We start from the raw sequence: 17,223 nt of genomic DNA, 5'->3' as shown, positions 1-17,223 counted from the left end.
GCACCCTCGGAGGTCCTCCCCATGGCCCAAGTGAAGATGCAGACGGCTCGCACCACGTTGAAGGAGCCGGAAGCAGCCGCGGAGGACCTCCTGGGGCAGCTGGGCGCGGGCACGCCCCGGCTGGTGACGATGTTCGCCTCGCGGGAGCGCGACCAGCAGGCGCTCAACCGCGCGGTGCGTCAGCGGCTGCCCCCCGGCACGCGCCTGATTGGCGCCACCACCGCGGGCGAGCTGGACAACACCGGCATCCACGAGGGCAGCGTCGTCATGAGCGCCCTCTTCGGTGACATCGAGGTGGGCCTGGGCCTGGGCAAGGGCCTGACGGTGGACGCCATCAGCGCGGGCGCCGCCGCCATCAAGCACGCCTGTGACGACCTGGGCGTGCGGCAGCAGGACCTGGACCCGCGCCGCTACGTCGGTCTCGTCATCGACGATGGCTTCCGCTACAAGAAGGAAGAGCTGCTGCTGGGCATCCTGGAGAAGTGCCAGACGCTGGTGCTCGTGGGCGGCGGCGCCAGCGACGCCAACCGCGACCCGGCCAAGCAGTCCGCCATGGTCCACGTGGACGGCGAGGTCGCCACCGACGCGGTGCTGGTGGCCCTCTTCAGGACGAACGCGCCCTGGGCCGCGCTGCGCTCGCACTGGTACGTGCCCACCGGCGAGAAAATCACCATCACCAAGGTGGACGAGAGCCACACCCGCGCGCTCGAAATCGACGGGCACCCGGCCGCCCGACGCTACGCGGAAATCCTGGGCGTGGGCGTGGACGAGCTGGAGTTCGGCACCCCGCGCGGCTTCGCCGTGCGCCCCACCGCCCTGCGCGTGGGCCGCGAGTACTTCATCCGCGCCGCCTGGAGCCCGCAGGAGGATGGCTCCATCCTCTTCGCCAACCTGCTGGAGGAAGGCACCGAGCTGGAGCTGATGAAGCTGGGCGACATGGCCGGCATGACGCGCAGCTTCTTCACCGACGAGGTGCCCCGTCGGGTGCAGAACCCCCAGGCCGCCCTCCTTTTCCACTGCGGTGGACGCATGTGGTACGCCAGCGCCACCAACACCGTGCAGCAATTGGCGGAAACGCTGAGGGCCGCACCCACCGCCGCTGGTATGAATGTGCACTTCGAAATCTATTCGGGGTTCCACATCAACACCACGCTGACCACGCTGGTCTTCGGGGCGAACTGAGCCATGGCCTCAACGCAGCCTCCCTCGCAGTCCTCCGCCGACGCTCCGGCGGACAACGCCTCCCTGCTGCTCGTGGCCAGCGAGCGCGAGTGCCAGCGCGTGGAGGAGGCCCTGGCGCGCGCGGGCGTGTCGGTGCCCACCGAGCGCGCCACCACGGCCGACGCGGCGGAAGCGGCGCTGTCGCGCACGTGGGGCCTGGTGCTGTGCGGCTCCGAGGTGCCCGGCATGGGCTTCGCCGAGGTGCGGGCGCTCTGGAGCAAGCACGGCAAGGAGCTGCCCTTCGTGGTGATGTCGCGCGACTGGAGCGAGGACACGCTGGAGGCCAGCGTGCGCGCCGGTGCGCTGGACTACATCACCGAGGACCGCTTCAGCCGGCTGGTGCCCGTGGTGCAGCGCGAGCTGGCGATGACGGCCGACCGCCGCCGCCACACCGCCACCGCGGAGCAGTTGGAGCGCACCCACTACCTGATGGAGAACATCATCGACGCGCTGCCGTTCGTCCTCTTCGTGAAGGACGCGCAGACGCGCCGGCTGGTGGTGGCCAACAAGACCTTCGCGGACGCCTTCCGCGTCACCAAGCAGTGGCTGCTCGGGAAGCTGGACCACGACTACTTCCCCAAGGAGCAGGCCGAGTCGTTCATCGCCATCGACACGGAGATTCTGGAAACCAAGCAGATGAAGTCCTTCGAGGAGGTGGCCCGCGCCGACGGCGTGGACCGCATCTTCTCCACGCGCAAGCTGCCCCTGCTCGACGAGCACGGCGTGGCCCGCTACGTGATGGGCGTCACGGAGGACATCACCGAGCGCAAGCAGCATGAGGAGATGCTGCGCGCCTCCAAGGCGGAGCTGGAGGCGGCCAACAAGCAGCTCGCCGCCAGCCTGGAGGAAATCAAGCGCACCCGCGCCGTCTCCGCCCGCTCGCTGGCGTCCTACCAGCAGCGCGCGCTGCAGATGGAGATCATCCGCCAGCAGAACGAGGACCTGGACCGGCTGGCCCAGGAGCTGGCGGTGGCCAAGCGCAACGAGGAGGAGCGCGCCCGCGAGGCCGAGGCCGCCGCCCGCCTCAAGAGCGAGTTCCTGGCCAACTTCAGCCACGAAATCCGCACCCCGCTCAACGGCATCATCGGCTACTGCGACCTGCTGATGCGCGAGGAGGGCCAGCGGCTGACGGCCCACGGCCGCCGCGACCTCAACGTCGTCAAGACGAACGCCAAGACGCTGCTGGCGCTCATCAACGACATCCTGGACCTGTCCAAGATTGAATCCGGCCGCGTGGAGGTCGTCACCGAGCCGGTGGACGTGCAGGAGCTGGCCGACGAGTGCCTGGCCACGGTGAAGGAGTACCTCAAGGGCAAGGACGTGGCCCTCACCACGAACATCGACCCGGCCGCGCGCATGCTCCGCTCGGACGCGCTGAAGCTGCGGCAGATCATGCTCAACCTGCTCAGCAACGCCGCCAAGTTCACCGAGGCGGGCGAGGTGTCGCTGAGCGTGGTGCCGGCGGGCGGCGAGGTCATCATGACGGTGGAGGACACCGGCGTCGGCATCCCGTCCGACCAGCTGCCCTTCATCTTCGAGAAGTTCCGCCAGGTGGACGGCTCCACCACCCGCAAGGTGGGCGGCACCGGCCTGGGGCTGGCCATCGTCCGGGAGCTGTCCCGCGTGCTGGGCGGCAACGTGTCCGTGACGTCCACGCTGGGCCGCGGCACCACCTTCACGGTGCGCCTGCCCACCACCCTGGAGATGCCGGACAACGGCGGCGGGGCGCACCTGGAGCGCGGCGTGCCCGTGGCCGAGGTGGCCCAGCACGTGGGCGCCATGGCGCAGCCGGGCAGCACGGTGCTGGTGGTGGACGACGACCCGCTCATCCAGCAGCTCGTCGCCGGGCAGCTCGAGCCCGCGGGCTTCAAGGTGGTGGTGGCCGAGGACGGCATCGCCGCCCTCAAGCGCGCCCGGGAGCTGCGCCCCCAGGCCATCCTCCTGGACATCCACCTGCCCAAGCTGGACGGCTGGTCCGTGCTCAGCCAGCTCAAGAGCGAGCCCTCGCTGGCCGGCATCCCCGTCATCCTCATCTCCGTGGAGGAGCAGCGCGCGCGCGGCTTCTCGCTGGGCGCGTGCGAGTACCTCGTCAAGCCGGTGGAGCCCGAGCGGCTGGTGGAGGTGGTGCAGCGCAGCCTCAGCCAGAGCCGCGGCACGTCCACCAGCGTGGGCGAGGTGCTGGTGGTGGACGACGACTCGGCCACCCGCGAGCTGGTCAGCCGCAACCTGCGCCGCGCCGGCTTCTCCACCACGGAGGCCCGCAGCGGCGAGGACGCCCTGCTCAAGGCGCGCGTCTCGCCGCCCGCGCTGGTGGTGCTGGACTTGATGATGCCCAACCTGGACGGCTTCGAGGTGCTGCGCCGGCTGCGCGCGGAGAAGCTCCAGGTGCCCGTGGTGGTGCTCACCGGCAAGACGCTGTCCTCGGAGGAGGAGGCCCTGCTGCGCGACGGCTTCGCCGGCTTCGTGAAGAAGGGCGGCCACGCGCTGGAGGACGTCATCGCCCAGGCCAAGGGCCTGCTCTTGTCCCAGCGCGCCGCCACCGCCGGCAAGCTGCCCCGCGTGCTCTACGTGGAGGACAGCGCGCAGAACCGGGACATCGTCCGCCGCTACCTCAACGGCCACTTCGAGGTCATCGAGGCCGAGGACGGCGAGCACGGCCTGGAGCGCGCCATCCGCGACGCGCCGGACCTCATCCTGATGGACCTGTCGCTTCCCCGCCTGGACGGCTGGGAGGTCACCCGCAGGTTGCGTGCCCTACCGGCCGCGGCCAATGTTCCTGTCATCGCAGTGACGGCGCACGCGGGGCGGGAGTACCAGGACAAGGCACACGCGGCGGGCTGCACCGCGTACCTGACCAAGCCCCTTGATCGTGACCAGTTGCTCGAGATGATTCGAAAGCATCTAGGGAGAACCCATGTCTGAAGAAAAAGCGCGCGTCCTGGTGGTGGACGACGACCCGGACCTGCTCGACCTCGTACAGCGCTCGCTGAGCGCCTACGGCTTCGAGGTGCTCACGCACACCTCCGCGCTGGGAGTCTCCAACCTCGTCCGCTCCGCGGAGCCGGACTTCGTCCTCATCGACGTGAACTTCCCCGCCCTCAAGGGCGACAAGGTCGTCAACCTGGCCCGCCAGTACGCGCTGCCGAAGACGAAGTTCATCCTCTATTCAGCATCCGACGAATCGAAGCTGCGCTCCCTGGCGCTGGCGTCCGGTGCGGACGGATATATCTCCAAGAGCGTGCAGGGCGAGGAGCTGGCTCAGCGCCTGCGCGCCTTCCACCTGAAGCCCCGGCCGCCCACACCGACGCCTGCTCCCGCCACCTGAGCGCCGGCTGCTGACATGCCCGCGGGTCCCCCTGGCACGGGGCCCGCGCTTCCACACCTTCCGAGCCTCCCCCCACTCTGGAGGGCCGCATGAGCGCGTCCATCAATTACAGTCACGCCGAAAAACTACGACTCGAACTGGCAGAGCCCCTCTTCAACCCCCTCTTGAAGAAGTGGGTCGGCAAGGGCGAGCTCGACTACGAGGTCTACTTGAAGACGCCCACGCTGCTGTCGCTCCAGGCGGCGGACGGCGAGCGGGTGGCGCACGACGAGCTGATGTTCCAGGTGGTGCACCAGGCGCAGGAGCTCTGGCTGAAGCTGGCCTCGCGCGAGGCGGTGGAGGTGGTGGCCGAGCTGGACCGGGACGCGCTGTGGGCGGCCTCGGCGCGGCTGGAGCGCATCTGCCGCGTGCTCCAGGCGGTGAAGCAGGAGCTGGCCATCCTGGAGACGATGACGCCGGACACCTACCAGGTCATCCGGCGCAGCCTGGGCAACGGCAGCGGCCAGGAGTCCCCCGGCTACAACATGCTGCGGCGGGTGGCGCAGGGGCTGGAGGGCGCCCTGGAGCGGCTGCTCGCGCGGCGTGAGCAGACGCTGGCGTCCGTCTACGCCGCCGGCGGGCCGGACGACCTCAAGCGCATCTGCGAGCAGCTGCTGGACATGGACGAGGCCTTCCAGGGCTGGCTGCACGCGCACTTCCAGCTGGTGCGCCGCACCATCGGCGTGGACCGCACCGTGAAGGCGCTGGACGGCCTGCCCACGCAGGTGCTGCAGGGCCGGATGACGCTGCCGCTGTTCCGGCAGCTCTGGGACGTGCGGCTGGAGCTGACGGCCGGGTGGCAGCGCGAGGGCGGCATCGCCCCGGGCACCCGCCGCGTGCCGCAGGGCGGCGGCTGTCCCATGGCCCACGCGGCCCGCACCGAGCAGGTGGAGCGGCCATGAAGGAGGCGGCCACGGCCCTGGCCCCCTCCCCTCGCGCACTGCTGCACCTGCTCTACAACGGCGCCCGCGCGGTGGACGTGCTGGAGGCTTCGCTGAACCTGGGACTGCTGGACGCGCTGGAGCCCGGCCCCATCACCCTGGGAGCGCTGGCCGCGCGGCACCAGCTGGTGCCCGGGCGGCTCTACAAGCTGCTCGACTGCCTGGAGAGCCTGGGGCTGGTGCGGCGCGAGCAGCCCACCGACGCGCTGGAGTCCGCGTCCTACCAGGCCGTGCCCGGGCTGCGCGCGGCCGCCCAGGCCGTGCTGGGCCCCCAGTCGCTGGAGAAGGACAGGGAGCGCTATGCGTGGCGCGAGCTGCACGGGCAGCTGCCGCAGGTGCTGCGCGGCGAGCGCTCCATGCCGCCCGCCGCCTTCGACTGGCCGCCGCGGACCGCCGAGCAGGTGGCGGGCTTCGAGGCCAGCATGGCTGCGGGCCTCCCCCCCATCCTGGAGACGTTCCGCGCCCACGCGCCCCGGCTGTGGCCGGACGGAGGCCGGGTGCTGGACGTGGGGGGCGGCGACGGCACGCTGGCCGCTCACCTGGCGAGCGAGCACCCCCGCCTCCAGGTGGACGTCTTCAACCTGCCCGCCACCGCGCCGCTGGTGGCCCGCACCCGCGCCCGCTTCGGCCTTCCCGAGGCGCGGCTGGGCTTCCGCGGCGGCGACTTCCTCCAGGCGCCGCTGCCGCGGGGCTACGACGCGCTCTGCTTCGTGCGCGTGCTCCACGACTGGCCCGCGGACACCGCGCGCACGCTGCTGGCCGCCGCGTACGAGGCGCTGCCCCCCGGAGGCCGCGTCCTCATCTGCGAGGAGTTCCGCACGCCGGAGCGGCTCGCCGCCCAGTTCTTCTGGTCCTACTTCCTCATGGGCGTGGACTCCTGCGTGAGCCGCCTGCGCGAGGTGGAGCACTACCTGCGCGTGCTGGAGGAGACCGGCTTCCGGGACGCCGAGGTCCTCCCCGGTCCCTTCGAGCTCATCGTCGCGCGCCGGTAAAAACGACAGGACCTGCTGGGTGGGTCCATCCGTTTGCCCCCCAAAAGTCACCGGGGCTGCCGCATCGCGGCGCGGAAGCCCTGGTAGAATGGGCCCATCCCCGGGCCCCCAGGAGGCCAGCCAGGCGTTCCCCTGTTCGTTGAAGCCCTGGCACGGGTTCTGCAAATCTTCAAAGACAGAGCACGTAGCACGGCAGCGACGCAGTCCGACAAAGAGGAGGGACTCCGCATGAAGAAGCAGGGTTCACGCAGGTCGGATGAAGGCTCGGGGAAGGCGGTCCGCGGGTTGGTGACGCCGGAGCCCGGGACAGCGGCCTGGACGCCCCCCATGGCGGACGGGGAGGTCCGCATCCCCGTGGAGGAGGGCCTGGAGCTGCGAGGCCTGCTCCAGGTGCCACCGGGCGCCACGGGCGTGGTGGTGCTGGCCCGGGGCCACGGCAGCAGCCGCCGGGGCGCCACGGACCTGAAGGTCGCGCGGTTGCTGCGGAACGAAGGCCTGGGAACCCTCGCGGTGGACCTGCTGACGGCGGCGGAGGAGGAGGCGTGCCGCGAGCGCGACCTGCGCTTCAACCTGGGCCTCTTCGGCGGGCGGCTGGCGGGCGTGGCGCGCTGGCTGCGGCGCTCGCCGCGAACCCAGGGCCTGCGCATCGGCTACTTCGGGGCGTACACCGGCGCGGGCGCGGCCCTGGCGTCGGCGGCCATGCGCCCCGAGCTCGTGGACGCGGTGGTGTGCCGCGGCGGGCGCCTGGGCCAGCTGGGCGCCACGCTGTCGAAGGTGCGCGCGCCCACGCTGCTCATCGTCGGGGCGGAGGACAGCTCCGCGCTGGAGCCGCACCGCCGCGCCTTTGGCGCGATGACGGCGGAGAAGCGCCTGGAGGTCATCCCCGGCGCCACGCACCGCTTCGAGGAGCCCGGCGCGCTGACGCAGATGGTGGACCTGGCCTGCCTGTGGTTCCTCCAGCACCTGGGCGCGCCCCGCTGGGAGTCCCTGCCCGAGCAGCGCGTCGCCGGAGGCTGACGCACGCTTTCGCTGAGATGGCGGGCCAGGGCAGCCAGCGTCGCTGCCCTGGCCCCCAGGGGACGCCCTGACGTGGGGGGAGAAGGCGCGGGTGCGCCTGACGCCGAGGCATCTGGCACGGTGCCATGGCGCGTGGCGCGCTCCCAGTGGCCAGCGGTCCAGGAGCCGCCGCCCCGCGGTCTCACGCGGAGGCCCTGGAGCCTCAGAGGCTTGCCGGGCGCTGCACACCCAGCTGGCACCCGAGGACCGCCAGCTGCGTGCGGTTCTCCGAGCCCAGCTTCTTGTAGATGCTGGTGATGTGCGCCTTCACCGTGCGCTCGGTGATGCGCAGGTGGGTGGCGATTCGCAGGTTGTCCGCGCCCGCGGCGATGTAGCCCAGCACCTCGCGCTCACGCGGCGTCAGCCGGCTCAGCTCTCCCCGGAAAGGCGCCTCCGGCTGCGGCTGGAAGCCCCATGACGGCGGGGACAGAGACAGCCCCACGGGCAGCAGCCGCTCGCCCTTCACCACCCGCTCCACCGCCTCCACCACCTCGGCGCAGCCGATGTTCTGCTTCCACAGGTAGCCGGCCGCGCCGGCCTGGAGGCACTGCTCCACCAGCTCCGTCTCCCGGTGGCCCGACAGCACCAGCGGCTTCACCGCCGGGAAGAAGTCATGCAGGCACTGCAGCGCCGACATGCCGCTGGCGGGCGCATCCCGCTCCGACGGCTCCAGCCGCAGGTCCACCAGCGCGACGTGGGGCAGCGTCTCACGCACACGCGAGAAGAAGGGCGCCGGCTCCCCGAAGCCCGCCACCACGTCCATGCCCGCACCTTCCAGCACAGCCACCAAGGCCTCCCGGAAGACCTGCTGGTCCTCGAGGATGGCGACGCGGATGCGTTCCGATTCCATGGCAGTCCGACTCCCGAGAATCCCTTCCAGCCACGTGGCGCGCGCCACCGCTCAGATGCGGGTGTCAGATGGCGTCCCCGTGGTGGGCCGGGCACGGGACGACGGCTGACAGCACCACACTTCTCCTTCGTCCGTCGAAGTTCAACCCCTCTAAGGGAATTCCCTCAGGCGGGGGGCGACACGGAATGACGTCTGGAGGATACTCTCCACGTTGCCTGCCCTGGCGGGGACGTCAGGGAGATTCCGTAGTGCCCATCCACACGCTGAAGGGGGAAGCCATGCCGGAGTCGAAAATCCGCGTCCTCATCGTGGACGATGAGCAGGACCAGCTCTCTCTCGTGGAGCGCACCCTCTCCGCCTTCGGCTTCGACGTCCGCACCCACCGCTCCTCCCTGGGCGTGTCGAACCTGGTGCGCACCACCCAGCCGGACCTGGTGCTGCTGGACGTGAACATCCCCGCGCTCAGTGGCGACAGGGTGCTGACGCTCGCGCGCGGGCAGGCGCCCCGGGGCACGAAGTTCATCCTCTACTCCGCCTCGGACGAGTCGCAGCTGCGCGCCCTGGCGCGCGCGTCGGGCGCGGATGGCTACATCAGCAAGAGCGTGCAGGGCGAGGACCTGGTCCGGAAGCTGGAAGCGCTCCACCAGAAGCCCGCGGCCCCCGAGCCCGTGCCGGCCGCCCGGTAGCCGCGGCGCCGGCCTCAGACGGGCAGGTCCGTCACTTCCAGGAAGACGGCGCGGAAGTCACCGCGCGCGCCGATGAGCCGCAGGTTCTGCGCCAGCCCGCCCGTGGCGCGGAAGAACATCATGGCCTCCGGCGGCGGCCGGATTTTGAGGAAGCGCGGCGCGTTGCGCGAGAAGTGGTTGCGCATGTCGCGGGTGATTTCGCACGCCGCGTAGTCGTAGTCCGGCATGCGCATGGGGCGCCCGGCGATGCGCAGCACCTCGGCGATGAGCGCCTCGGCCTCCTCGTCCGGGAGCTCCACCGTGAAGCCCACCTCCCGGCTCAGGGCCAGGATGTCCAGGGGCTCCATCCGCATCGTCTGCCGGAGCATGCGCTGGTTGGTCTCCACGAAGCGCGGGGAGAAGCGCTTGATGGAGCCGAAGTCCAGCAACCCCAGCCGCCCGTCCGGCATCACCATGTAGTTGCCCGGGTGCGGGTCCGCGTGGATTTCGCCCGCGCCGAAGAAGGGCACGTAGGTGGCGAGGATGAGCTGGCGCGCCACACGGAAGCGCTCCTCGTTCGAGGGCTGGGTGGGCAGCCAGTCCTTCAGGGTGAGGCCCTCCAGCAGCTCCAGCGTGAGCACCCGCTTCGCGCTGTGGCTGGTGACGACGCCGGGCACGCACAGCTCGGGCCGCGTCGCCACGCCGCGCGCGAAGCCCTGCGCCAGCTCGGCCTCGCGGTGGTAGTCCAGCTCCAGCAGCATCTCGTCGCGGAACTCGTGGAAGTAGGCGGCGGCGTTGGACACGCGCAGCACCTTCGACGCCGTCTTCGACACCAGCTCCAGGTTCTGCATGTCCTGGGCCAGGGACGCGTCGATGCCGGGGTACTGCACCTTCACCGCCACCGCCCTCCCGTCCTCCAGCACCGCGCGGTGCACCTGCCCCAGCGACGCGGCGGCCAGCGGCTGCTGGCTGAACTCGCGGAACAGCGACTCCGGCGGCGCGCCCAGCTCCTCCTCCACCACGCGGGCCACCTGCGCGTAGGACATCGCGGGCGCCTGGTTCTGCAGCCGCGCCAGCACCTGGCGCACCTCGGGGGTGAGCAGGTCAGGGTCCATGGACACGGCCTGCCCCAGCTTCATGGCGGCGCCCTTGAGCTCGCCCAGGGTGGAGACCAGCTTCTCGGCGGCCTCCTTGCTGAGCATGTCGGGCGCGCCGCCGGCCAGGCGCTTCGCGCCGCTCTTGAGCACGTCCGTGCCCACCTGCATGGAGAGGCCCGCCAGCTTGCGCAGGCGGTTGAAGCGCCCCTGGGGAGGAAGCTTGTCGTCGGAGTCCGAAGCCATGGGAACGAGGTGGATTAACGAGGAGGGCCTCGCCAGACGCAAGGCATGTCGCCTCACGGCGACAGCCAGGCCGCTCTACCTGGAGGCGGGCGCGTCCCAGCCCACGCGCCGCTGGAGGCTGGCGGGGCCCAGGCCCACCGCGGCCCCGTCGAGCGCCAGCGACGCCTGCAGGGCGTCCCGGAGCGCACCCGCGCTGGCGTAGCGCTCCGCCGGGCGGCGTGCCATGGCCTTGAGCAGCACGCGTGACAGCGCCGAGGGCATGTCCCGGGGAGCTGACGGCGCTCGCCGCGCAGGGCCCGGCAGGGCGTCCTCCGCCGCGCCCCCGAGAGCGGACGCGCGGCCGGTGGCGAGCAGGGCCCCCAGCTCCCCGACGGCATGGAGGTCGGCGCGCAGGGCCCGCGACGTGTCGTCGCCAGCGGCGGATGCCGGCGTGTCGAGCGCGTCCGTCGCCGCGCCTTCGAACGGCGGGAGCAGCCTGGCGATGCCGAAATCCAGCAGCTTCACGTGCTGGCGTCCCAGTGCGTCGGGGACGAGGAAGACGTTGGCGGGCTGGAGGCTGCCGTGGGCGATGCCATGCGCATGCGCGGCCGCCAGCGCGTCACACACCTGGCACAGCAGGTCCACCACCAGCGCGGGCGCCAGCGGCCCCTGCGCGAAGGAGGCGAGGCTCTGCCCTTCCAGGTACTCCCTGACGAGGTAGGGACGCCCCTCGCGCAGGCCCAGGTCGTACAGCGAAACGACGTTCGGGTGCTGGATGAGCGTCAAGGTGCGCGCCTCGGAGAGGAAGCGCGCCACCCGGGCCGCGTCCCACGTCACGTGCGCGTGCAGCACCTGGATGGCCACCCGCTTCTGGATGAGCGCATGCTCCGCGAGCAGCACCGTGCCCAGGCTGCCGCGGCCCAGCTCGCGCAGCAGCCGGAAGTGCCCGAACTGCTGGCCCACCAGCGAGGCCGCACCGGAAGGGCCTCGCGCCTCCGCGGCGGCAGGCATCAGGAAGCGGGGCGCGCCCTCCACGGCGTACGGCCGCGCCCGGGCCGGACATGCACAGGGGCGCGCGTGCGCGGGCACACAGCCACAGGGGGACCCGAGGGCCGGAGCAAACACGGGGACGGAGGTGGTGAGGTCCATCCGGGACATGGAGGTGCAGTCCTCCGCGCAGCCGGTTTCCGCCCCACGAAGCACGAGGCCGACACCGCGCGCGAGCAAGCGCGAAAGAGAGTTGGAGCTGTGACGGCACCGTGCGGAACGCGCGCGATGGCGCTCCGAAGTCCCCCTCCTTTCGTACACGGGCAACCGCCAGCGGCCTGGAAACCCTAACGACGCGGCGACACGGCTCGCGAGGCCCCTTCCGAGCGTGCGTCGAACGCGCAACGGCCGCGGTGTTGGCCGGAGCACGCACGCGGTCCAAGCGTCATGCGGCGGAAGTTTCCATCCGCGCGCGGAGCAGGTCGCGCCGCGGAACGGAGCGCGCACACGTGTGCGGCGCTCAACGTCCCCCTGCCCTACCGTCCTCGGGCGCAGAGCCCGAGCAGCGGGGCCTCCCTGCCCGGGCCGAGGCGGGGAAGCGCACCACCGGCCGCCCAGCCGACGATGGGCTCACGCGTGCACCGCTCAACGTCCCCCCGCCCCACCGTCCTCGGGCGCAGAGCCCGAGCAGCGGTGCCTCCCTGCCCGGGCCGAGACAGAGAGGCGCAACACCGGCTCCCCCAGCCGACGATGGGCTCACGTATGCGGCGCCCAGCGTCTCCTTGCCGCACTATCCTCGGGCATGGCACCCGAAGGGCGGTGCCTCCCTGCCCGGGGCGAGGCAGGGAGGCACGCCGTCGACGCTTCCTCAGCCGATGATGGGCTCACAGAAGCCGTCGACACCGCACATCAGGCCGAAGCAGCAGGAGGCCTCATCACCACAGGTCTCACCAATGGGCGCGCACGTCGGAGCGCCCCCGTCCGGCTCGCCGCCACCCGGCTCCTCACCACCCGGCTCCTCACCACCCGGCTCCTCGCCACCCGGCTCCTCGCCACCCGGCGCCTCGCCGCCCGGCTCCTCGCCGCTGCCCGCGTCCGGCTCACCGCTCCACTCACACGGGCCCAGCGTGTCGCCATGCCGCTCGTGCGCGGGCCAGGCCGGCGCGCCCACCGACAGGGTGTGGGCGTTGGCCGGGTTGCCCGGCGGGTAGTGGCAGATGGTGATCTTGCCCGGCGTGGCCTCGTCGTAGGACGGTTCGCCCTCGCCGGACGTCACGCCATCGCCCGCCTTGCCACCCAGGCCCCCGCTCTGCGGGACCTGCGTGTCAGGGGAGTCGTCGCTCGCCGGCGGACCACCACAACCACCCGCGAGCAAGGAGCACAGGGCCACCGCCACCGCGGACGAGAAAACAAGTTTGAGGCTTCGCATCGTTACGCTCCAGGTACGGGGGTACGAGTACCGCCAACCGCGCCGGGCCTCCTCCCGCGACGAGCCTCCTTCACCCCGCGTGCACGGCATCGCCAGGCAGCGGTCAAGGTCCCGCGCCTGGCACCGCCCGCGCGGCTCGCCCAGGACTCAGCCCCCCGCGGATATCGGCACTGCGAAGAAGAGACCCACCCCGCGTCACTCCGGCCACCCACGAAGCGAGGTGGCGCGCCGCGCAACAACGACAATGAAAACGTGCGCTGTCAGCTCACACTTTCGGCGCTGTATCGCGCGATGAGTCCGGTGCGCACGGCCTGTCGGTGAACCCGCGTGAAGAAGGCACATGCGAGCAGGATTTCCACCACGGCCAGCCCTCCGCCCCATAGCAACGTCGACACCTGGAACGTGCCACCCGCGGCGAGCGCCCGCATACCCTCGAACACGTACGAGGGTGGCAGGACGTGGGAGATGATCTGCATCCACGCGGGCAGCGTGGATAGGGGATAGAAGACGCCAGCGAAGGGCGACAGCAGCGCGGGGATGGGCCAGACGAACCACTCCGACGCCGGCCCCAGCCGCAGCACCAGCGCGCAGCCGAAGATGCCCAGCGCGATGCCGAACAGGAACAGCACCAGCAGGAAGGGCACGAAGAGCACGCCGTACACGGCGAAGGACAGGCCGAAGACGGCGCTGGCCAGCACGAGCATCACCAGCAGGCCAATGGTGCTGGTGGCGATGCTGGAGAGCACCAGTCCGCCCAGGTACTCGGAGATGGAGAGCGGGGACGCGAACATGTTGAGGAAGTTGCGCGACCACACGTCCTCGAAGAACACCATCGTCACGCCCTGCATGACGCGGATGAAGAAGTCCCACAGGAGAACCGCGCCCAGCAGCGCCGGGACGAAGTTGTACGCCTGCGAGGTGACGGTGTTGAGGTAGCGGCTCATGAAGCCCCACAGCACCATGTCGATGGCCACCCAGGCGAAGAGCGGCAGGAAGCGCGCGAGACTGCCGCGCAGCAGGTAGTAGTGACGGAGCGCGACGGCGGCGGCGCGGTGGATTCGCATGGTCAGCTCCGCTCCAGCGCGAGCGGCTCGCGCGCCACGGTGATGAAGAGCTCCTCGAGCGAAGGCTGCCCGTGCTCGCGGGGCAGCGACCGCGGGTCCCCCTCCAGCAGCACCTTGCCGTGCGACAGGAAGAGCACGCGGTCGCAGACCTCTTCCACCTCGTACATGTTGTGGGACGTCCACAGCACGCCGCCGGTGCCCTGCGCGGCGAACTCACGGATGCGGGCGCGCAGGTCCCGCGCCGTCGCGGGGTCCAGCGACGCGGTGGGCTCGTCCAGCAGCAGCAGGTGCGGACGGTTGAGCATCGCCTTCGCCAGCGCCACGCGGGTCTGCTCTCCCGAGGACAGCACGCCGCACTTCACGTCGCGGTACTCCACCAGGTCGAACTGCTCCAGCAGCTCCGCGATGCGTGCCCCCAGGTCCTTCACCCCGTAGATGAGGCCGAAGACGCGCAGGTTCTGGTACACGCTGAGGTTTCCGGGCAGCGGGGAGTACACGGCGGCGAAGTTCGTCAGCTCCAGCGCGGCGGAGCGCTGCGCCGCCAGATTCAACCGCTCGATGTGGATGGTGCCGGCGGTGGGCTCGAGCACGCCGAGCACCATGTTGATGGTCGTCGTCTTGCCCGCGCCGTTGGGCCCCAGCAGCCCGACAATCTCGCCCCGCTTCACCTCGAACGAGACCCCGTCCACCGCGGCCTTGTCGCCATACGCCTTGCGCAGGTTCGCCACCGACAGCACCTGGGGCACCCCGGCCCTTCCCGGCGCGCCGGGCCCCGTCCCTGAAGTCACCATGGCGCGCATTGTGCCGTGGCCCGCGCGCCAGGCACGCGTTACCTGCACGCTGACGACTTCCCGACGCGGGCCGCGACCCGCTCAGCGAGCCCCGGGGCCGCCGCGAGGCAGACGGACCGTGAAGATGGAGCCCGCGCCGGGCTGGCTCTCCACCTCGATACGCCCACCCATGGCGTCGACAATCTGTCGGCTGATGTAGAGCCCCAGGCCCAGGCCGCCGTAGTGCCTGTCGGAAACCGCGCGCTCGAAGCGGCCGAACAGGCGCGGCAGGTCCTCCGCGGCGATGCCGATGCCCTCGTCGCGCACCGACACCCGCACCGACTCCTCGCCGTCGGAGGACGCCTCCACCAGGACGGGCCGGCCCGCGCCGTACTTGGCCGCGTTGGTCAGCAGGTTCACCAGCACCTGGTCCAGCCGCAGCGAATCCCACCGGCCCGGCAGCGGGCCCGGCACCTCCACGCGCACCGGACACCCCGCCTGGGTGAACACCTCCTCCAGCCGGTCCACGGCGTCGCGCACCGCCTGCCCCAGATCCACGTCCGACGGCTCCAGCGCCAGCCGCCCCAGCGAAATCCGGCTGACGTCCAGCAGGCTTTCCACCAGCGCGCTCAGCCGCTGCACCTGCCGCATGGCCGTGGCCAGCCGGGGCTGCACCTTCTCCCGGCAGTCCTCGCCCATGGCGCGGTCGATGAGGCCGTGCTGCAGCTTGAGGCTGGTGAGCGGCGTCTTCAGCTCGTGGCTGGCCACGGAGAGGAACTCGTCGCGCAGGCGCACCGCGGCCTGCGCGTCCCGGTAGAGCGACGCGTTCTCCAGCGCCACCGCCACGCGCCGCGCCAGCTCCTCCGCCATGGCCACGTCGGCGGTGACCAGCCTGCGGCAGGGCGCCGAGGTGCCCAGCGTGATGACGCCCAGCGTGCGCCCGCGCGTGTGCACCGGCACCGCGAGCACCGAGTGCGGGTTGAGGGCCTCCAGGAACGCGCGGTGCTCGGGCCCCTGATACATGCGCTCGCGCAGCGCCGGGCCCACCTCCGGCAGGAAGCGCGTCTCGCCCGACAGGAAGCACTCGCGCGCCGGATTCAGCGTGCCCTCCACCCAGGACGGCGACAGCGACGCCAGCACCGACACGTCCCGCTCCGGCTCGCGATGGGACGCGGCCACGCACCGGAGCACGCCGTCCGCGCCCACCAGCTCCACCAGGCAGTAGGTGGCCACGTTCCGCGCGGCCACCCGCGCCAGTTGCTCCAGCGTCCACTCCACGTCGTCCAGGTGCTCGGCCAGGGCGCGGCTCGCCTCCAGCAGGAAGAAGAGCCGCTCCTCGGCCTCCTTGCCGGCCTCCAGCGCCAGGTGCAGCTTCCCGCCGCGCTCGCGCAGCGCCTCGTACAGCGCCGCGCGCTCCAGCGCCTGCGCGCACTGCTGCGCCAGCGAGGCCAGGTGCCCGCGCTCCTCCGCGGGGAACACCTGCGGCGCGTCCCACGCGAACACCAGGAAGCCCCGGATGCGGTGCTCCACCCGCAGGGGCAGCACGGCCCCCGCGCCCGTCCCCATGACGCCAATGATGCCCCGCGCCGACTCCGGCGCGGCGCGCAGCAGCGCTTCGTGGGAGGAGAACCACTGGGGCTCGAGCTGCGCCAGCGCCTGCTCCACCAGGGGCACCTGGTCCGCCCACAGCCCCCGGAGGCTGTCGAGCACCTGCGGCGGATAGCCGAAGGAGCCCAGCACGTGGAGGCGCCCATCCTCCAGCATGCCGAGCACCGCGCCGCGCGCTGGCCCCTCGGGGCGCAGGTCCTCGCGCATCAGCGCCTCCGCCACGTCCTCGGCGGTGGCCGCGCGGGACAGCGCCGCGGTGACGGCCTGGAGCCGCTCGGTGCGCTGCTGCGCGCCGCGTGCCTCCGCATAGAGCAGCGCGTTGTCCAAGGAGAGGCTGGCGCGCCGGGCCAGCTCCAGCGCCAGCTCCAGGTCGGACGCGCCCGGCACGCCGTCTCCGTCGCCGCGCACCAGCGACAGCGCGCCCAGGACGCGGCCGCGCGCCAGCAACGGCACGATGAGCCCCGCCCGGATGCCCAGCCGCCGCGCCACCGCCAGCTGCGCCTCCGTGTGCACCAGCCCCGGCAGCAGCGCGTCCAGCACCTCTGGCAGGAGGGCGGCCTTCCCGGTGCGCAGCACCTCCGGGATGCCGCCCGGGGCCGTCAGGTCCAGGGGGTGCAGGCGCGCCAGCTCGTGCACCAGCGCCACCCGGTCCGGCACGCGGTGCGCGGCGGCGACACGCTCCACCTGCCCGTCCGAGGTGAGCACGTCCACCGCGCACCAGTCCGCCAGCAGCGGCACCGCCAGCTCCGCGAGCCGCTGGAGCACCGTGCGCGAATCCAGGGACGAGGACAGCAGCTCGCCCGCGCTGGCCAGGAAGGCGAGGCGCTCCTCCGCGTCATCGCTCCCGCGAAGGCGGGCGGCCTGCCCGACTCTCCCCGCCACGCCGTCTGCCACTGGCGGTGGGCACACCGCTTCCCTCTCCGTGGAGCCAGGCCCCTCGGGCGCGCGCGCGTCCAC

General features: G+C 71.8%; 14 protein-coding genes. 7 read left to right on the top strand and 7 right to left on the bottom strand.

Going from position 1 to position 17,223, the window contains the following annotated elements:
* Positions 1-21: 21 nt before the first annotated feature.
* The 6 genes from VZL07_RS18060 (at position 22) to VZL07_RS18035 (ending at position 7,535) form a co-directional block, all read left to right on the top strand.
* On the top strand, positions 22-1,182 hold the full coding sequence (locus VZL07_RS18060; protein WP_426756804.1) for an FIST signal transduction protein: 1,161 nt from the start codon (positions 22-24) through the stop codon (positions 1,180-1,182).
* Between the two features lie 3 nt (positions 1,183-1,185).
* Positions 1,186-4,143 (top strand): response regulator, encoded by a 2,958-nt coding sequence (locus VZL07_RS18055; protein ID WP_426756803.1) that lies wholly within the window; start codon positions 1,186-1,188, stop codon positions 4,141-4,143.
* Entirely contained in the window at positions 4,136-4,546 is a 411-nt protein-coding gene (locus VZL07_RS18050) for a response regulator (protein WP_426756802.1), read from the top strand. The genes VZL07_RS18055 and VZL07_RS18050 overlap by 8 nt, the downstream gene beginning before the upstream one ends.
* An 89-nt stretch (positions 4,547-4,635) precedes the next feature.
* Positions 4,636-5,487, top strand: a complete 852-nt coding sequence (locus tag VZL07_RS18045) for a tryptophan 2,3-dioxygenase family protein (RefSeq protein WP_426756801.1) — start codon at positions 4,636-4,638, stop codon at positions 5,485-5,487.
* Complete coding sequence (locus VZL07_RS18040; protein ID WP_426756800.1) at positions 5,484-6,518, top strand: methyltransferase; 1,035 nt, start codon at positions 5,484-5,486, stop codon at positions 6,516-6,518. Before VZL07_RS18045 ends, VZL07_RS18040 begins: the two co-directional genes overlap by 4 nt.
* A 228-nt stretch (positions 6,519-6,746) precedes the next feature.
* Positions 6,747-7,535 carry a dienelactone hydrolase family protein gene (locus VZL07_RS18035; protein ID WP_426756799.1) on the top strand — a complete coding sequence of 263 codons (789 nt, stop codon included), beginning with the start codon at positions 6,747-6,749 and terminating at the stop codon, positions 7,533-7,535.
* A 202-nt stretch (positions 7,536-7,737) separates the two neighbouring features.
* Here VZL07_RS18035 and VZL07_RS18030 read toward each other — a convergent pair whose 3' ends face one another.
* Positions 7,738-8,424 (bottom strand): LuxR C-terminal-related transcriptional regulator, encoded by a 687-nt coding sequence (locus tag VZL07_RS18030; RefSeq protein WP_426756798.1) that lies wholly within the window; start codon positions 8,422-8,424, stop codon positions 7,738-7,740.
* A 278-nt stretch (positions 8,425-8,702) separates the two neighbouring features.
* Here VZL07_RS18030 and VZL07_RS18025 point away from each other — a divergent pair, with 278 nt between their 5' ends.
* Complete coding sequence (locus VZL07_RS18025) at positions 8,703-9,110, top strand: response regulator (protein WP_426757314.1); 408 nt, start codon at positions 8,703-8,705, stop codon at positions 9,108-9,110.
* Between the two features lie 14 nt (positions 9,111-9,124).
* On the opposite strand, the gene VZL07_RS18020 is transcribed toward VZL07_RS18025, so the two are convergent.
* The 6 genes from VZL07_RS18020 to VZL07_RS17995 all read right to left on the bottom strand — a co-directional run bounded on the left by VZL07_RS18020 (position 9,125) and on the right by VZL07_RS17995 (position 17,148).
* Positions 9,125-10,429, bottom strand: a complete 1,305-nt coding sequence (locus tag VZL07_RS18020) for an ABC1 kinase family protein (RefSeq protein ID WP_426756797.1) — start codon at positions 10,427-10,429, stop codon at positions 9,125-9,127.
* A gap of 75 nt (positions 10,430-10,504) precedes the next feature.
* Positions 10,505-11,566: a serine/threonine-protein kinase gene (locus VZL07_RS18015; RefSeq protein ID WP_426756796.1), complete on the bottom strand. Its 1,062-nt coding sequence runs from the start codon at positions 11,564-11,566 to the stop codon at positions 10,505-10,507.
* A 697-nt stretch (positions 11,567-12,263) separates the two neighbouring features.
* Entirely contained in the window at positions 12,264-12,824 is a 561-nt protein-coding gene (locus VZL07_RS18010) for a hypothetical protein (protein WP_426756795.1), read from the bottom strand.
* A gap of 260 nt (positions 12,825-13,084) precedes the next feature.
* Positions 13,085-13,888 carry an ABC transporter permease gene (locus VZL07_RS18005; RefSeq protein WP_426756794.1) on the bottom strand — a complete coding sequence of 268 codons (804 nt, stop codon included), beginning with the start codon at positions 13,886-13,888 and terminating at the stop codon, positions 13,085-13,087.
* A gap of 2 nt (positions 13,889-13,890) precedes the next feature.
* Positions 13,891-14,688, bottom strand: a complete 798-nt coding sequence (locus tag VZL07_RS18000) for an ABC transporter ATP-binding protein (RefSeq protein ID WP_426757313.1) — start codon at positions 14,686-14,688, stop codon at positions 13,891-13,893.
* A gap of 72 nt (positions 14,689-14,760) precedes the next feature.
* Positions 14,761-17,148 carry an ATP-binding protein gene (locus tag VZL07_RS17995; RefSeq protein ID WP_426756793.1) on the bottom strand — a complete coding sequence of 796 codons (2,388 nt, stop codon included), beginning with the start codon at positions 17,146-17,148 and terminating at the stop codon, positions 14,761-14,763.
* Positions 17,149-17,223: the final 75 nt, after the last annotated feature.

The sequence above is a fragment of the Pseudomyxococcus flavus genome, from assembly GCF_050038885.1.
In the GTDB taxonomy this organism is placed as follows: Bacteria; Myxococcota; Myxococcia; order Myxococcales; family Myxococcaceae; genus Myxococcus; species Myxococcus flavus.
This window is presented reverse-complemented; position numbering and strand designations above follow the sequence as displayed.